At 59.7% G+C, this 15,420-nt stretch carries 21 protein-coding genes and 1 tRNA gene; 3 read left to right on the top strand and 19 right to left on the bottom strand.

Translation table 11 applies throughout. The features are described from left to right. Positions 1-238: 238 nt before the first annotated feature. Positions 239-805: a nucleotidyltransferase family protein gene (locus PY257_RS06765; protein WP_275740205.1), complete on the top strand. Its 567-nt coding sequence runs from the start codon at positions 239-241 to the stop codon at positions 803-805. 12 nt (positions 806-817) lie between these two features. Here PY257_RS06765 and PY257_RS06760 read toward each other — a convergent pair whose 3' ends face one another. The 5 genes from PY257_RS06760 to PY257_RS06740 form a co-directional block, all read right to left on the bottom strand. Then, positions 818-1,108, bottom strand: coding sequence for a hypothetical protein (locus PY257_RS06760; RefSeq protein ID WP_275740203.1), 291 nt, complete (start codon positions 1,106-1,108; stop codon positions 818-820). Positions 1,109-1,115: 7 nt separating this feature from the next. Beyond that, the gene (locus tag PY257_RS06755) at positions 1,116-2,036 is read right to left on the bottom strand and encodes a hypothetical protein (protein WP_275740201.1); all 921 of its coding nucleotides are present in this window, start codon (positions 2,034-2,036) and stop codon (positions 1,116-1,118) included. After that, positions 2,033-3,370, bottom strand: a complete 1,338-nt coding sequence (locus PY257_RS06750) for a tyrosine-type recombinase/integrase (protein WP_275740199.1) — start codon at positions 3,368-3,370, stop codon at positions 2,033-2,035. Before PY257_RS06750 ends, PY257_RS06755 begins: the two co-directional genes overlap by 4 nt. Beyond that, positions 3,367-3,795, bottom strand: coding sequence for a hypothetical protein (locus tag PY257_RS06745; RefSeq protein WP_275740197.1), 429 nt, complete (start codon positions 3,793-3,795; stop codon positions 3,367-3,369). Before PY257_RS06745 ends, PY257_RS06750 begins: the two co-directional genes overlap by 4 nt. A gap of 158 nt (positions 3,796-3,953) precedes the next feature. Then, positions 3,954-4,451 carry a DUF1643 domain-containing protein gene (locus tag PY257_RS06740; protein ID WP_275740195.1) on the bottom strand — a complete coding sequence of 166 codons (498 nt, stop codon included), beginning with the start codon at positions 4,449-4,451 and terminating at the stop codon, positions 3,954-3,956. Positions 4,452-4,766: 315 nt separating this feature from the next. On the opposite strand from PY257_RS06740, the gene PY257_RS06735 reads away from it, so the two are divergent. After that, entirely contained in the window at positions 4,767-5,201 is a 435-nt protein-coding gene (locus tag PY257_RS06735) for a hypothetical protein (protein WP_275740193.1), read from the top strand. A 358-nt stretch (positions 5,202-5,559) separates the two neighbouring features. After that, a tRNA-Ser gene (locus tag PY257_RS06730) sits at positions 5,560-5,649 on the top strand. A 22-nt stretch (positions 5,650-5,671) separates the two neighbouring features. Here the strand turns inward: PY257_RS06730 and PY257_RS06725 are convergent. The 14 genes from PY257_RS06725 to PY257_RS06660 all read right to left on the bottom strand — a co-directional run bounded on the left by PY257_RS06725 (position 5,672) and on the right by PY257_RS06660 (position 14,694). Beyond that, on the bottom strand, positions 5,672-5,824 hold the full coding sequence (locus PY257_RS06725) for a hypothetical protein (RefSeq protein WP_275740191.1): 153 nt from the start codon (positions 5,822-5,824) through the stop codon (positions 5,672-5,674). Positions 5,825-6,027: 203 nt separating this feature from the next. Beyond that, entirely contained in the window at positions 6,028-6,255 is a 228-nt protein-coding gene (locus PY257_RS06720; RefSeq protein WP_275740189.1) for a hypothetical protein, read from the bottom strand. 80 nt (positions 6,256-6,335) lie between these two features. Then, positions 6,336-6,518 carry a hypothetical protein gene (locus PY257_RS06715; RefSeq protein WP_275740187.1) on the bottom strand — a complete coding sequence of 61 codons (183 nt, stop codon included), beginning with the start codon at positions 6,516-6,518 and terminating at the stop codon, positions 6,336-6,338. Further along, a complete protein-coding gene (locus tag PY257_RS06710; protein WP_275740185.1) occupies positions 6,515-6,940 on the bottom strand; it encodes a hypothetical protein in 426 nt (141 codons plus the stop codon). Before PY257_RS06710 ends, PY257_RS06715 begins: the two co-directional genes overlap by 4 nt. 222 nt (positions 6,941-7,162) lie before the next feature. Further along, positions 7,163-8,389, bottom strand: coding sequence for a phage major capsid protein (locus PY257_RS06705; protein ID WP_275740183.1), 1,227 nt, complete (start codon positions 8,387-8,389; stop codon positions 7,163-7,165). A 94-nt stretch (positions 8,390-8,483) separates the two neighbouring features. Continuing rightward, positions 8,484-8,702 (bottom strand): helix-turn-helix transcriptional regulator, encoded by a 219-nt coding sequence (locus tag PY257_RS06700; RefSeq protein ID WP_275740181.1) that lies wholly within the window; start codon positions 8,700-8,702, stop codon positions 8,484-8,486. Next, complete coding sequence (locus tag PY257_RS06695) at positions 8,692-8,925, bottom strand: hypothetical protein (RefSeq protein WP_275740178.1); 234 nt, start codon at positions 8,923-8,925, stop codon at positions 8,692-8,694. The genes PY257_RS06700 and PY257_RS06695 overlap by 11 nt, the downstream gene beginning before the upstream one ends. Positions 8,926-8,942: 17 nt before the next feature. Beyond that, positions 8,943-9,272, bottom strand: coding sequence for a hypothetical protein (locus PY257_RS06690; protein ID WP_275740176.1), 330 nt, complete (start codon positions 9,270-9,272; stop codon positions 8,943-8,945). Then, positions 9,269-11,755 (bottom strand): DNA-primase RepB domain-containing protein, encoded by a 2,487-nt coding sequence (locus tag PY257_RS06685; RefSeq protein ID WP_275740174.1) that lies wholly within the window; start codon positions 11,753-11,755, stop codon positions 9,269-9,271. The genes PY257_RS06690 and PY257_RS06685 overlap by 4 nt, the downstream gene beginning before the upstream one ends. Then, a complete protein-coding gene (locus PY257_RS06680) occupies positions 11,752-12,186 on the bottom strand; it encodes a hypothetical protein (RefSeq protein ID WP_275740172.1) in 435 nt (144 codons plus the stop codon). Before PY257_RS06680 ends, PY257_RS06685 begins: the two co-directional genes overlap by 4 nt. Further along, positions 12,187-12,432, bottom strand: a complete 246-nt coding sequence (locus PY257_RS06675; protein WP_275740170.1) for a hypothetical protein — start codon at positions 12,430-12,432, stop codon at positions 12,187-12,189. Then, on the bottom strand, positions 12,429-12,626 hold the full coding sequence (locus tag PY257_RS06670) for a helix-turn-helix transcriptional regulator (RefSeq protein WP_275740168.1): 198 nt from the start codon (positions 12,624-12,626) through the stop codon (positions 12,429-12,431). The genes PY257_RS06675 and PY257_RS06670 overlap by 4 nt, the downstream gene beginning before the upstream one ends. Before the next feature lie 105 nt (positions 12,627-12,731). Further along, the gene (locus PY257_RS06665) at positions 12,732-13,394 is read right to left on the bottom strand and encodes a hypothetical protein (RefSeq protein WP_275740167.1); all 663 of its coding nucleotides are present in this window, start codon (positions 13,392-13,394) and stop codon (positions 12,732-12,734) included. A gap of 61 nt (positions 13,395-13,455) precedes the next feature. Continuing rightward, entirely contained in the window at positions 13,456-14,694 is a 1,239-nt protein-coding gene (locus PY257_RS06660) for a tyrosine-type recombinase/integrase (RefSeq protein ID WP_275740165.1), read from the bottom strand. Between the last annotated feature and the right edge of the window lie 726 nt (positions 14,695-15,420).

The following is a 15,420-nucleotide window of genomic DNA, read 5'->3' as shown; positions in this document are numbered from 1 at the left end:
AATCCAACAACCGTTAAACCTCAGCTAACATTCAACCGCCTTGCACACAGAAATCCTGACACTCCCTGGCAACACTACCGTGGGTTCGAATCCCACCCTCCACTGCAAGTATTCATATCAGACGGGCCCGAGCGGCCCGTTTTGCATTTCTACCCACCAGCTTATCTATCGCCGTGAGTGACGTGTAGGCGGCTGTCGCGCTAGCTAGCCCACGGCGCTGGGCTGATATAACTTTCAGATGCACCCAGCATCGTTGTCTTCTGCCGAGTTCCTCGCAATCGCACTCCGCAATCCTGTCAACACGGAGCTGCTCCACCGCCTTCGCGATCTGCGCATCCCCCAGTGCCATCTCACAGCGGGGTGCTTGTTTCAGGCGATATGGAACTACCGTTCAGGCACTCCTGTGGACTGGGGTGTCAATGACTATGACGTGTTTTACTTCGATGACTCCGACCTCACGGAGGAGGCTGAGGATCGGGTTATCCAGCTCGTATCGGAGGCAACTGCTGACCTAGGTGCCAAGGTTGAGGTGCGGAATCAGGCCAGGGTACATCTTTGGTACGAGAGACGATTCAATGCACCGTATCCACAGCTCCGAAATGCACGGGACGGCATTGATCGCTATCTAGTTGCCTGCACTCGCGTGGGGGTCGATGTGGCTTCAGGGGAGCTATATGCCCCTGATGGGCTGGAGGACCTAGCCGCAGGGGTGCTGCGGATCAATCCCTTGTATCCAGACACGCGGCAGTTTGAGGCCAAGGCACGCAGCTACCAAGATCGATGGCCATGGCTGCGGACTGGCTGATTTTGGGTAGCTCTAGCGCGTGCGTGCCAGACACGCCTTGCGGCTATCGTGGTCTTTGATCGCGTAGCAACGATCCCGCGATCCTTTGATTTCCGCCAGACACTGGTTGCGGTTGTCACCATCCTTGATGCGGTAGCAACTTCCAGAGTCCCGCTTGACCTGCGCCAGACAGTACGCCCGCTTATCCGCATCCTCGATCGCGTAGCACTCCGAGGTGCCCGCCATGGCCTCCCCCATCCAGACCCCTGCGATCATGCAGAGCGGCACGAGGAGGTGGCTTCTTGCTATGTTGTTGATGGTCATGGTGCCCTCATTCGCAGATGCTGTGGAACATAGCCTGCTCCTCGCCAGCGGTGCATATGGTCAGTTGTTGCCCATCCCGTTGCCAGCGGAATCTACACATAGCTAGCCCTGACCCGCTACAGGTCTGCATTTCCGGACGGCCCTCGCATCGGGTGTCTCCCTCCATGCATTGATCTGCATCTTTGGAGATCATGGGCTGCCAGCCATCACGCATGAGCACCACCCGCACCTGTGCATAGGATTCGTTGCGAGCGAATGGCGGGACAGGACGCCGTTTGATACTGGTCTGGGCCTGGGTTTCATCCACCACTGGCGGCGGCGAGCGATCATTCCCATCTTGTGATTTGCGAGAGATCATGAGTGGCGCGCGATTCTCTGCTGCCACAGCGTTGCCCGTGACCTTCTGCCATTGCCCGGCATATGCCCAGTATGTCTTCCCTTGGTAGGTGACCAGCATGCGCTTGGGTTTGAGGTGATCGGCATCCTTTGATGATTGCCATTCCATCCAGTCCGCTTTCACTGGATCTCCATGCGTCACCTCACGGCATTGCCCGCGTGCGATCTTGCGCATCAGTTCTTGCTGGAAGACCCAGCTACTGCGTTGCATGTAGCTGTCGCTGGTGACGATGCGCGTCAGCACCTCCGGTCTGTGGCGAAATTTCTCCAGCAGGGCTTGGTTGGTCACGTCCGTGGCACCAATGATTTCATCGAATGATTGCTGCTGATGGCACAGCAGGGCAGGCTTTGTCATGTCAGAGCGCAACTCCAGCTGCACGCCCGGCATGAGTAGTGCGACAGGGGCAATGATCACCACCGCGAGTCCATACCAGGCCAGGACCACCTTCGCCTTGCCGAGACGACCCTGCCCCCAGGTTGCCGATGACCACGCACGGAGAGATTGCCATTTGGTAGCGAGATAGTTCTTCATTGCATTGCTCCCTCTGCGTTGTTGTGCTGATTGGGTGTGTTGGCCCGTGTTGATGCGAGTGGGTCAGAGCTATGACCGTCGGTCATATTTCCTGCGCGGCGACCGAGGGCGTAGTCCGCCCAGTCCTGCATGAGCTGCTGCCGCTTGGCGAGGAGGTCACCGCGCCGGTACGCGGCCTCCACCTTGTTGCCCACCGTATGGGCCAGTGCCATTTCTGCCACCTCGTTCGGATAGTCGGTCTGCTCCGCGCACCAATCGCGGAACGTAGAGCGGAACCCATGGGGCACTGCCTCCAGCTTCAGGCGACGGAGTACCGCCGTGAGCGTCATGTCCGAGAGCGCACTACCCAGTTCAGGATCGCGGCTGTTAGGGCTTGGGAATACATACGCCTTGCCCGTGGTGCGTCCCGCTGCCAGGGCGAGTGCTTTCATTTCTTGCAGGAGTGCGATAGCTGCATCCGACAGCGGCACCCGATGGGCCTTGCTGGCCTTCATGCGTTCAGCGGGGATGGTCCATACCCGCGCAGCCAGATCGATTTCCTCCCAGGTGGCACCGCGAACTTCTCCGGAGCGGGCTGCCGTCAGGATCAGGAATAGCAGGGCCTTGGCACCTATCCCCTCCTGGCCCACCAGTTGCTCCATGAATACTGGCAACTGCGCATAGGGCAGCGCCTGAAAATGCATCGTCTTCGTCACCTTGCCCGGAGCAGGCAACAGCTTGTCCAGCAGCCCCTTCCAGCGCGCAGGATTGGAGTCGGTACGGTAGCCCCGTGCAATGGCCCAGTCGATGATGGATTCGATGCGACTGCGCAGGCGGGTAGCGGTCTCCGTCTTGCTGGACCAGATTGGCTCCAGCACCTTGAGCACCATCGCCAGCGAGATGTCCCGCACAGGCATCTTGCCCAGTACAGGCGTGGCGTACATATCCAGCGACCGTTGCCACTGCTGCGCGTGCTTGGCGTTCTTCCAGCCCTTCTCATGCGAGGCGATATAGCGCTTGGCCGCTTCACCGAATGTCATGCTGGTGTGTATTTCTGCGACCAGACGGGCACGTGCTCTGCGTGCATCCTCTATAGGGTCAATGCCCTGCGCCAATTTGGCACGGGCAGCCCGAGCCGCCTCCCGTGCATCCGCCAGCGTGACGGACGGATACGAGCCCAGGCCCAGGTCTCGTCGCTTGCCTGCCACCTGATAGCGCAGCACCCAACTGCGTGAGCCATACATCGTGACATTGAGGATCAGGCCACGCACGCCGCCGACATGGTTGGTGCCACGGCGCCAGAGGGCGGCGACCTGCGCCGCACCCAGTTCCTTGCGAGGTTCGCGGGGCATCATGGCTGCACCTCCGCTGATGCAGGACGGGGATAGCCAGGGGGCTCATAGATCAGTACCTGCCACTCGCACACCGAGGCACGAGAGAGGGCTGGAGCAGGGTCACCCCCATCCATGGCGATCAGCTCACTTTCGACGGCGCGAGTTCGGCCCTCGGAGAGCCAGTCAGCCCAGGCGCGGTAGCGGGCGATCATCCCGGCGTCGCGCTGGTGGAGATAGACGACCTGCAGGGGCGCAGGCGTGTTCGGTGCAGTCAATCGAGTTTCCTCCTTGACCGCCACTCTGGAGAATTTGGAGAGCTTGTAGGAAATTTCGATTTCATCGTCCCGGAACCCGCATGGGGCAAGGCGATGCTCTCCTCTCCCCAAGTTTATTGAGTTGATTGCTATCAATTTCATATCAATGACTCCTATGTCATTGATTTTCAATAGCTTTTTTCAGAGGCGGAGAGGGGGTGTCCGGAGCGGGCACGCTGTCTTGAGGGACGAGACAGAGGACGAGTTTTCTTGCGACGCGAGACACGGAGACTCCCCGGCGATGGGGAGTATGGAGGGGAGGGCAGCGGGTAGAGCTACCCGCCATCTGTTCAGGCCAGCTCGTAGGGTTCCAGGGTCCAGCTATAGCTCAGGCCACGCGGGTGACGCGGGTGGCCGTTGGCGGTCAGCTCACCGAATCGGCGCCACTGAGGGTTGTATTTCGCCAGCCGCTCGAACAGCTCGTCCCGGGTGCGGTAGAGGTACGGGCGGTTCATCACCAACTCACCCCAGGCAGCCCAGATGGTGGGATTGGGGTACTGGGCAATGATCTTCTCGATTTCTTCCAGATTGCGCTCGCAGGCCATGGGCGCAGGCTTGGACGGCAGGTCTTGGGGATCGGTGGCCCGCACCGGGTAGAGGTTCAGCATGATGAAACTGTCGAATCCACATTGCTGGGCCACCTTCTCCACCTTGGTGACTGTGTTGTCCAGTTTCTCCTGGGTGGCCGTGCTGGGATTGAGGCCGATGGTGATGAGCGGACGCTTGCCGATGGTGCCCAGGGTGTAGCGCCATTGGTCGTCGTGCTCGGAGTGGTAGATCTCGTACATAGTGCCTTTCAGGTGTGTGTTTTCCTTGGCACCCATGACAGCGTGGTTTGTGATGCCAAATTAACCTATTTCCGGCAGTTGAATCCCCAAAATTCGAGCAAGTGCCTGTCACGCATTGGGTTTCCATGCTTTCCAGACTCACCCATTTGGAACTGCTCTGCAGTCACGCGAAGTCTTTGGAAACCCGCATGGATATTGGGTTTTTTCAGTTTTTCGATTGGTTCAACTGCCGTTTCTAGGATTAATCGTACATCCATTTAGTCGTATTACGACTACCCACCAACATACCCATCGACTATCGTGCATCAGAGCAATATGGCCATCACAACATCTTCACTCCGACCTGCTTGGATTCTTGGCGGCATGCTCGCAGGAGTGTGTGCTTACAACTGGGGCGCGTTCGAATGGACAAAGTACTTGTTTAGTGTGATCTTTGGTGTGTCAGCGTTCACTCTCGCTGGCGTCGTTTTGCTTGCTCTGCTGTTCTTCATGGGGCGCTTCGCTACAGGAGAATGGGCACGCTATTCCCGGAATGACTTTGAGAACGTTGGCCCTTGGGCGCTGGGGCAACTGCAGCGAGGAGTCTCGGTGCTGTTGGGCCTCGCGTTGATAGGCCTGGTGTCTTGGATGAGCACAGGCAGCGAGCGAGGCGTTGCGCTGATTCTGGTTTGCGGCTGGCTTGCGGCGCCCCTGCTATGGTGCGCATACGGTCTTCGTCAGATGCTGATCAGTCAGACGTCTGCTGCATGATGCTCTTCAGGCGCCAGCCCTCGGGTGGCGCTTGAGCACTTGTCCGCTTACGATGTTTCGCCTGGGCGACGACGCGGCATCGGTGCATCTACCCGCCAGACTACCCATCCCACTGCTCCGAATGAGGTGCTGCGCCCCTACCTGGGCGGCACGCAAACCCTGCGCGCATCCTGAGATGGAACACTCCCCCAGGCTCGCCCACTGCGTGTGGCCACCAACCCCTCGCCGGGGGCGATACCAGCAGCCCGGCAAAGCCGGTTGCGCGGTATCCCTGGCATTGGGCTGCGCCAGTTTCATGCGTCGCGGGTGGCGCGCGAGCGCCATGGATAACTGATATAGAATCGCGCCTTCGACTGTGGGAGAGGTGGCAGAGTGGTCGAATGTACCTGACTCGAAATCAGGCGTAGTGGCAACACTACCGTGGGTTCGAATCCCACCCTCTCCGCCAGAACATGCCCTAAGTGATTGATTCACTTAGGGTTTTTTCTTTTCTGGCCGATCATCCCCCGCAGTGTCCCCCGCAGCAGATTGCGATTCATGCGGTCAAGAACGAACAGCACCGTCGTTTTTTTCGCGCCGACACTTTCCAGCGTTGCGCCGGGGCAAACCTTCAAAAGCGACATAACCTACTTGCACAGCGGCGTTGCCGTGGTCGCCAGTGCAGGACAGGCCCCTGCAGCCGCTCCGCCACCGCCTCCGCAATCGCCACGTTTGAGGGGTGGCTCCAGGCTCGGTAGGTGGACGAAAAATTCCGTTCACGTAGGACGCGCCCCACGGCAGGCAAGAAAAAACCCGCACAGGGCGGGCTTCGGTCGGTGCATGTAGATCAGCACGGCGGGTGCATGAATGGCATCAGCGCCTTGGCTGCAGAGACACGCAGGCGCATCGGTGCATCGTTGCGGTTGACCAGCGCCAAAAGCCATTTTGCAGGGCAGTCTGTAATGGGCAGGCCATCTATCAGGCGCGGCTTGTTGCGACTGCCTGCGGGCCTTCCAGCGCCTTTCCTGCGGCCTCCGTGTCCTGCCATGATTTGCTGAAACTTGATTGATTTCAAAAGGGGAAAATTTTCTCTGCGTGCAAAGCAATGGGGTGTCGCCGGTTCGAGGGTTGTAAGGTTTGACCGTGCCCCCCACCCTACGGCACAAGCTCATCAATCCGCGCCTCTAGCTGGGCAATGTGCGCCTCCATGCAATCCATGCGGGCCTGCAACGCTGCAATGTCATAGCGCGTCACCTGCTCGAACTGTTCGCGCTTGGGTTCCATGTGCCTCAAGTAACGCATAACCCCGTCTAGGTTCTGCTCGGGTGTCCGGCTCATGAGAAATACTCTGCCATTTCGGGGTCACTTTCCCACGGCTTCAACCCGCTGTGCAGCGCCTTTTTAAGCCCGGCGCTTTCGGGGCGCGTCGTCGCAGACTTGCACAATCTCAGCTTGCCCGATAGCGCGGCCATCGTTGCAGCGTACTGGTTACTCAGCTTCGCGGCATTGTTCACGCTGCCATCGGCCAGGATAGGCCCGTCGCGCAGCACCAGGGCATCGCATAGCCTCTTGTGATGGTCTGCCATAACCAGCGCTTCAAGCAGCACCAGGTCGCCGGTCGAAAAGTAGTTCGCATCAAGCCCGGCGCAGATTGAAACCCACAGCGCAGCAGCGTCTTGGGGCAGGCCAGCGGGCGGGGGCGGGCGCTTCGTGTCGAATATGGTCGGTGTTGCCAGTGCGGCGGCGGATTTTCTGGGCATGGTGATTCCTCAAAAATACAGGCTTTTGAACGTAGCTTGGACATGCCGGTTCCCAGTCGGGGCGCGCAGGGTTTGACCGGTCCCCCCTTGCATCAATGAACAAAAAGCCCCACCAGGCGAACCCGGCAAGGCTTGATGTGCGCACCACGCGGCTGAAGCAAACCGCTGTGCGCTCTCGGGGTTTTCTCACGCGGCCCACTCTCCGAGTAACGGCCGTTTTGTTTACGCGCGGACGCCGGTGACCACAGCGAAGCAGGCCGGATGTGTCAGCACCACATCAGCGCGGACGTGGCAGACAAAGCCGATTTCGCCGGTGGTAGCGAATGCCTCTTTGGCAACTTGGATGCTCACCTGTTCGCGCATCATGAATGCCAGCTTCGTGAAGTCGCCAATGTAGATTTCGCTGCAGTCTGTGCTGGTGCCCACGGTCAGATTGTTGGGCACTGCGGACGTGCTCAGCATGGTCATGCCGCTCAGCATCTCAGGGCGGCGCAGGGGTTGGCCGGTGGTGTCGGTCAGCCCGCCCAGCTTCACGAGACTGCGGGGGCTCATGATGGCGGCGGTGGGCATCGGGGCATTGGCTGCCAGCAGTTCTTGCGCGCCGGTGAAAAAGTTTCCATAGCCAGCCAGGGCAGCACCATTGACGCCGTTGCTCACGGCCTTGATGCCGGCCGTGTTCAAGATGCCGCGCGGCTCGGGGTTGGTGCCGGTGCCACGCAGGCCGGCGCGATCCAGCTCCTTGGCGAATGCTTGCGCGATGGCGACATTCAGCGCCGCGTCCATGTTCGCAGCATCGGCAAGAAGTTCGCGGCTTGCTTTGAAATAGAACGCCAGGCTCTTCGGTGCTGCCACCACAGCGCGGAACGTGGGCGCGCTCTCAGCCAGGTTGCCCGACTCCAGACGCCATGCGGCGGTGGGGATGTTGTCCACGGCGGCGGTGGTGTACTGCTTTGCGCCTTCGGTCAAGGGCACGATGCCAGCGCCAGCAGACAGCAGCGAACTGGCTGGAACCAGCGCTTCCAGAATTTGCGGCATCACCAAAGATGGCACAGCGAACCCGCCCGAACTGTCGGTTCCAACACTCAGAGCAGCAGACACGCCTGCCGATGTTTTCATACCAGCCACGCCGCGCAGGAAGTCGCTAATCTGGATCTGCTCGCCGCGGCCTGCGGTGCCAGGCTTATTGGCGTAGTGCGCGCGGAAGTCTGCCGCATTGCGCAGCACTTTGACTGTGCCTCCGGCCTCGTTTGTCCAGTCGCGGCCAGCCTGTTCGTTAGCAGCCTGCACGGCCGTGATTTCAGCGTGCACCTCGCCAGCGCGGGACATGAGGCTATCCCATTCGTTTGACTGTGCTGCGCCCCACTTGTTGCCGGGGTATTGCTCCAACAGCTCTTTGGTTCGAGCGCTGATTTGGTCGTGTTCGTGGCGAAGTTCTGCGAGTCGTGACATGGGTTCTTTCTGTAAAAGTGTTGAGCCTTGAGCATCTTTCATGTGCCGCCCGCGCCGCAATACGCCATTGCGTTGCAGCGCGGTGCAATGGGGATCAGCTCGGGGCAATGAGGGAAGCGCGGTGTTTTTTCCGAAGCCAGTGCTCGAAGTCGGCGGCGGCGATAACTTCAATGCCGGGCGTCAGCTCGAAGAAGCGCGGGAACGTGGTGTCTCGCTTGAGCATCCGGTTCAGCGTGTGACGGGATATCCCCAGCTCGAACGCGACTTGCTGGCGGCGCATGAATCGGGCCACTGCGGGGGAGTCATTCTTCATGGCTTTGCCCCTTCGCGCGCAGCATCGCTTTCTCGGTGTTCAGGCCGGATCGAATGCCCGCGTTGACCATTTGCAGAACGAAAAGCCCCAGCGCTTGCTGCGCATGGCGGTCGCGCAGGATGGCCCGAATGTCTGCCAGGACGCCAGCCAGCTCGGGCGAGTCGTGGCGCGGCGGTGCCTCGCCGTCAAGAATCTGTGTGATGTGTTTTTGAATGTGGTGCATGGTGGTTCCTGTCGGTGTCATTGCGTTCCTCCGTTGTTTTGGTATGCCGACCACAGCGCCGCGCCAGTGCCGCATCGCAGGCCATACCGCGCGCCGCGGCCTGCAGCAATGCAGGTCGGACAGTTGATGTGATGTAGCTGGTAGGCTCGATCCAGTTCGCGCCAGTCAATCGCAGCAGGCTCGCATGGCTGTAGCACAGCGATCAGCGCCGCCTTGTTCTCGCGCAGCTTTGATGCCCAGCATTCGACCGCCTTGCGCTTGCCGGTTACTTTGAGTTGACCGTCAACGAACTGCAGTTCGATGCCAGCATCAAGGGCTTTTCTGATTAAGGTGGTCGCGTCGCTCACAGCAGCACCTCGACCGGCTCGTTATCCGTTTCGTCGTCTGTGACACTTTCGACCGGATGGCTAGAACTAACCTGCGAAACCGACATAACCGATTCAGCGGCCCAGCGCTCTGCAGACGTTGTGCCGGATGCCCGGACAAACCGCAAACCGTCAACGATGCGGCCTTGATGCCGTGCAATCCAGCGGCCCAGGCGGCGGCGGTTGATTTCGCCGCGCTCTTCGCTGATTTCCAGCAGGCACTCGCGCAGGTTCTTTGCATCGTCTGCAAAGCCCGTTTCGGCTGCAGATACAGCCTCGCGAATCATTGCAGGGCGGTTGCCGTGTACGCGCTGCCACGCTGCCAACAAACGGCCCAGCGTTTCGCGGTCGGGGTCTTGCGCCAGTTGCTCGAACACGCGCTCTGCAGGGTCTTGCAGGCCCAGCCACAGCAGCGGCTGGCGAACCCATGCGCCCCACTGTGAATAGCTCGCCAGGGGCTTGCAGTTGATGTGCGCCTCGCCCGATGCAATCCATGCACGGATGACGGTCAGGGCCAGCGAAACATAGTTTTCACGGTAGCCCCGCACAGCGGCCAGCGGGTCGCCAGTAAATTGCCGGGTTGCTGGTGTCTCGACTTGCGGGTCAAGCGAAACCGTAATGCAGCGCCGCGCCATGTCTTTGACCGGCCCAACGTTGTTACCCGAACTCAGGAACAGTGACCGCGTGCCGACCGTCGCCGTCTTGCTCACACCCAGGATGCGGCCCGTCAGGAACGCTTCGGTCAGCGCGCTGCACAGCGACTTGAACGGGATCAGGTCGGTGGTCAGGTTGTCGAACACGACCACGCTCGGGGCTTCCAGCAGCAGCGCCAGCAGTTGTTTTTGGCACTCTTCGTCGCTGGTTGGGAAAGCCACTGCAGACGGTGTGCCCGGCCCGGCGAATGCAGAGATGATGCCGCTCAGGTAGCTCTTGCCGCTGGCAATTTGCGGGGCTCGGACGTGGAACATCGGCGCGGCTGGCAGGCTCGGTCGGATGGCAGCAGTCAGGATGCCAGCCAGGGCTGCAGCTTCATCGGCGGGGCTGGCGAACGCGAACTCGGTCAGTAGCGCGCGAAGCTCAGCCAGGGCCTGCAGCGCTTGCTGGCGTGTAGGTTTGTTTGGCACATCAAACAGGCGCGCATCAAACACACCGAACAAGCCCGTCGCCGCATCAAAACCAGCCTCTCGCACCAGACTGCCATCGGCGCGCAGGTGCGGCTGGCGTGCGATGCCGGTCAGGGCTGGCAAGTGCTCGTAACGCTCGCTGTCGAACAGAACTTGCACATGGCGCGCAGGCGGGTCGCTGGTCACAAAATCCTCAGCGCGGGCGTCGTAACGCAGCCAGGACGCGCAGCCAGACAGCGCTCGCACCAGTGCAGGCTGCGACACAGGCTTGATGCTGGTCGCGCCGCTTTCGGGGGCGGTGTTGACCGACACAATCAAACCGCCACGCTGGTAGTAACGGGCGCTTTCAGCCAGCACGGCCTCGGCAGCGTCAACGATGCGATGCAGCTCGCCCGCTTCGACCTTGATCGTCGGGCGGTGCTTTGCAGCCTGAAACGTCACGGCCAGGTGCTCCAGCAAAGCGCCTATGCGGTATTTGTCGCCGTGGCTGTGCTGGCACTTGAAACCGCCCACCGGGTACAGGTCGGACGGCTCAAAGTAGGCTGCGCCCCCGTCGATCTGGTCAGTGTGCTCCCCCCGCCACGGACAAGAAACGTCGTGTTTGCCGCTGCCCAATGGCTGCTTATAAAGCCCGCGTTTTTTCAGCGCCGCAATGACCTCGTTTTCGTCTGGGCGGGGCACATAAACGCCGTCTGCATTGCGGTCGATTGCAGCAGCTTTGCGGCCTGGTGCTTTCTTGCGCGATTCAATCGGCGGTGCCAATTCCAGGCGCTCGACAATCTCGTCGATGGTGTAGCGCCGCTCGGGGTGGAACTCGACCAGCTTGCACTCGAACGCGGGTTCGGTCTTGCCATTGCTGGCGAACGGCAGACGGCCCCAGCGGGTCGGCGGTGACTTAGCGCCGGGGTCGCACATGCCAGCTTCGACCATGCTCTGATTCAGCGCTTTGACGCGGCTCAGGTCGGTCTGCACCTGGTCGAACAGGTAGGTCGCCTGATAGTTGCCGGGGCTGGTTTCGATCACGATGGATGGCGGGCAGGCGGCCAGACGCTCCAAGGGCAAAGCCTTTGTGCCGACGTCATCCAACATCACGCCGTATATGCCTGCACAGTGCTTTTCTTGTCGGTGGTAGCCGTCATCGGGGGCATACGTCGCTAGCGTGAAATACCAGTTCAGGCTCGGGTTTTCCGTGCTGGTCTTGCCGAACTGCCACGGATTGCCGCCCCAGGCTTTGCGCTCTTTCGGTTTGCCATCAAAGCCCAAAACGAACGGGCGATGCGGCTCGGTCAGGCCAGCAAAAACGGCCTGCAGGAACTCTTCGTTATTTGATGGTGTGCTCATTGCTTCGCCTCCACCTCGTTCGCCAGGTGCGACTCGACAATGGCCAGCGCCGCCTGCAACTTGCGGTGCAGCGCCTGCAGCGTTTTGGCCTTCAGCTTGACCTCGAAAAACTCACTCTCTTCGTGCGCAAGAATCTTGACCGCGCTGATTTTTTCACCTGACTGCGCACGCTCGATAAGATCTTTGCGCGCTTGCTCTGGCAGCTTTATCAGAGCATCAAGCTCCACGCCCTTATCGAGACTGGTGCCAAAAATCCGATCCAAGTCGTCGCCCAAGGCTTCAGCGCGGGCAAGGTGACGTTGAATGCTGCGCACGCTCTCGCCGGTAAGCGATGCTGTACTGGCTGCGAAGGCTTTTTCTTGGGCACGACCGTGCTTTGCAACAGGTGCGCCAACTTGTCGGGGCTGTTTAACAGGAGGCTGAATGACCATTTAGATCACCCCCATCTGACGGGCGAAACCGACCAGCGCAGCGAAGTCGGCACAGTGACGGGTCAGGCCCCACTGCGCAACGATGAACCCGCCATCGGCCAGACGGTGAACCGCAGCGCCCTTTATGGCGAAGCGTGCCATTAGCGTCGTCTCGCGCTTCTGGTCTAGAATGCTGGTGCTTGTGTTTTCGTTTGCGCTCAGCCCGGTTGCCGCCGGGCTTTGTGCTTTCTGGGTGTTGCCGATCACTTTGCACCGCCCTTCTGTGCATCGCGCCATGCGACAAGCTCGCCAGTGTCGAACACTGTGCAGCGGCTCGACAGACGACGCGCTTTAGGGAAGTCGGCGCGCTCTTTTGCCCAGCGCCACAGGGTTGACACGCCAACGCCGAGGATTTCGGCAGCGTGTTTCGGGCGTGCTGCCCGAGGGATGGTTTGCGACATTGTTCGCTTTCAAGTTGCCCCGCGTTGTCTTGTGACTGCGGTATGAAAGCAGTGTCAAAAATCCCCCGTTTTTGCGCCCCTACGTTGTTGGACTATCTCGCGTTATCAACGTATGGCTGTGACGCCGGACGCGACGACGCGCGGGCCGATAGGCAGTGCAAGATGCTCACCCAGGCACGCCGCAAAACAGGCAAACCAGCTTGCTTTGTCTTTCGGCGGGGGCTTCCCTGTCATGCCACGAACGTGCTCAGCCAGCATAGACACGAAACCCCGCGCGCGGCTCTGTTCTGGTTTTGTTGTTGTGTCTATGGTGTATTGCTGTGCGGCATATTCAGCGGCTTTTTCGAGCGCTTCTACGTAGTCCCAGCCCGTCGCCAGCAAGCTCCCGCCGGGTTGCTTTATCGCCGCTTTGACGGCCTGCTCAAGCTCGACAGGTGGGCGGCTCCCATAGGCTAGGGAATCAGTATGCACGTGCAAAGAGTCTCGGGCTGGCTCGCTCAGTTGATTCAGGGCCTGCAGCAGACGACGCGCTTCGTTTGCAACGCGCTCGATCTGCGTGCGCTGTATTTGTGCGGGCAGCAATTCGCCATCCATCACCATCTGCCCCATGTCGTTCGCGTATTGGATCAGCGCCTTTTTCTGCTCGCCCGTCAATGGCGATTTTTCGAGATGCAGCAGCAGTTCGCGCCGGACGTCTGCGGGGATGAATTCAGGGTCAACCATGCCGCCGCCGCCCACGGAAAAATCAGGTTTTGCGCGTGTTGTCATTTTTTCGGTTTGTAGGTTATGTAGGTCAAATCGGTTTCGGTCAGCAGTTGCGTGAAAAGTGTCAGGCCGATTTCGCGCTTTGCAGGGGCACGACGACGCCGGTCGCCGCAGGCTTTGCGCAGTATTGCGCCCAGTCGGCCATCAGCACACGACGACGCTCTAGCAGGCTCCCGCGCTGATAGGCGGCTTCGGCTTTGTCTTTCAGTTGGTGGCTCATGGCGTGCTCTATGACTTCGCGGGGATGCGCAGTAGCCTCGCCAGCCCAATCTCTGAAACTTGATCTGAAGCCGTGAACCGTCAGGTCGCTGCGGCCCATGCGCTTTAGCAGTGCGAGACAGGCCATGTTTGACAACGGGGTGTTTTTCTTGCCGCCGGGGAACACGAACTCGCCCTCTTTTGTCTCTGCTTTCAGACGCTGCAGGACTGCCAGCGCCGCATCAGACAATGGGATGGTGTGCTCTTTTGCGGCTTTCATGCGGCTGGCTGGGATAGTCCAACGCTTCTCGCCTATGTCGATCTCTGCCCAACGCGCCTCGATGGCTTCGGATGTGCGGCAGTTGGTCAGGATGATGAACTCGGTCGCCAGGGCAGCAGTGCCGGGCATGGTGCGAAGCGCCTGCATGAACGCGCCGATTTCACGCCAGGGCAGCGCCGGATGGTGTTCGACCTTCTTTGTCTTTTGTGGTGCGCTCAGCAGGTTCTCAAGATGCCCACGCCACGCCGCCGGGTTGTCCCCCGTCCGATAGCCTTGCGTTTTGCACCAATCGAGGATTTTCTCGACACGACCACGAACCCGCGATGCAGTCTCAGTTTTTGTAGTCCATATCGGCTCCAGCACGCGCAGAACCAGCGGTGTCGTGATGTCTGCGACTGGCAACGAACCAAAAACGGGGCTGGCGTAGGTGGTGAGGGTGTTAGTCCACTGCTCAGCGTGTTTTTCGTTCTTCCAGCCTGCCCGGTGGCTGGCGATGTAGCTGGTCGCTGCAGTGTCAAACGTAATGACAGACGCCTCAGCCAGTTTGCGCTGCACTTCGCTGGCGTGTTTTGCTGCCAATGGATCCACACCGTCTAGCAGCATCTTGCGCTGTGCCAGTGCTTTCTCGCGTGCCTCAGCGAGCGAAACCGTGTGCAGCGGCCCCAGGCCCATCTCGCGCTCTTTGCCGCCGAACCGATAGCGAAAAATCCAGCTTTTCCCGCCGGTCGCTTTGACGCAAAGATGCAGGCCAGCACCATCGGCGTGATAGCCCGGCTTGCTCAGCTTTTGAACCTGCAGCGCAGTCAGTCGGTTGATGTTTCCCATAGCGGCCTCTTTCTCGAATCAAACGAACGGGCTGCAGGCTGGCGATAACGTCCCCCGCATTGTCCCCCGCAGCATGGTGCGATTGTGCGGGGTTTTATGGGATAACGCAAGACAACAATGATTTCCTAAGTATTTGATTTATATGGGTGTTTTCGGACGTTTCGGGACAACATGAGATTACGGGTTAGAGGGACACCCTCTCCGCCAGTAAGCAAGCAAACAAGCGCCTCTCGGGGCGTTTTTTGTTTTTATCTACCATCGTTTCTACCATCTGGTTTGCGGTTGGATTGGATGCACTGGAACGTCGTGAGACATTCCAGCGTGGAAGATGGGTGGGGCGGCGTCACCGCCAACCTCCTGAGTCGTCGCGGCGATTTTTGGCATCATTCGCTCCGACCGCCGCTCCGCAAGGCGTCCGGATTCAAATCCCTCGGCATCGAACGGATTTTTCGGCTGAAGGATCAGCGCTGTGCTTTGCCCCAATCGCGCGCAAGCTCAATGTCGCCAGCAGTTTTGCGATGTTCAGACTCATCAAATTTCCTTAGTAGCGCATCAACAGTGATGCACTACGTGTAGCGATGGTTTGAAAACTGCTTCCTAGACGAGGAGCGCCGTTCGTTTGGGACTAGTGCAGTGTTCGATGCTTGGCGGCACAAATGAAAGCGATGCGTTTTGGCGCAGGGCAAGGCGCAAACCACAGCGATGGCCGTCGCTATCGCGAGGATT

The organism is Curvibacter soli (genome assembly GCF_029211125.1).
Lineage (GTDB): Bacteria > Pseudomonadota > Gammaproteobacteria > Burkholderiales > Burkholderiaceae_C > Curvibacter_A > Curvibacter_A soli.
This window is presented reverse-complemented; position numbering and strand designations above follow the sequence as displayed.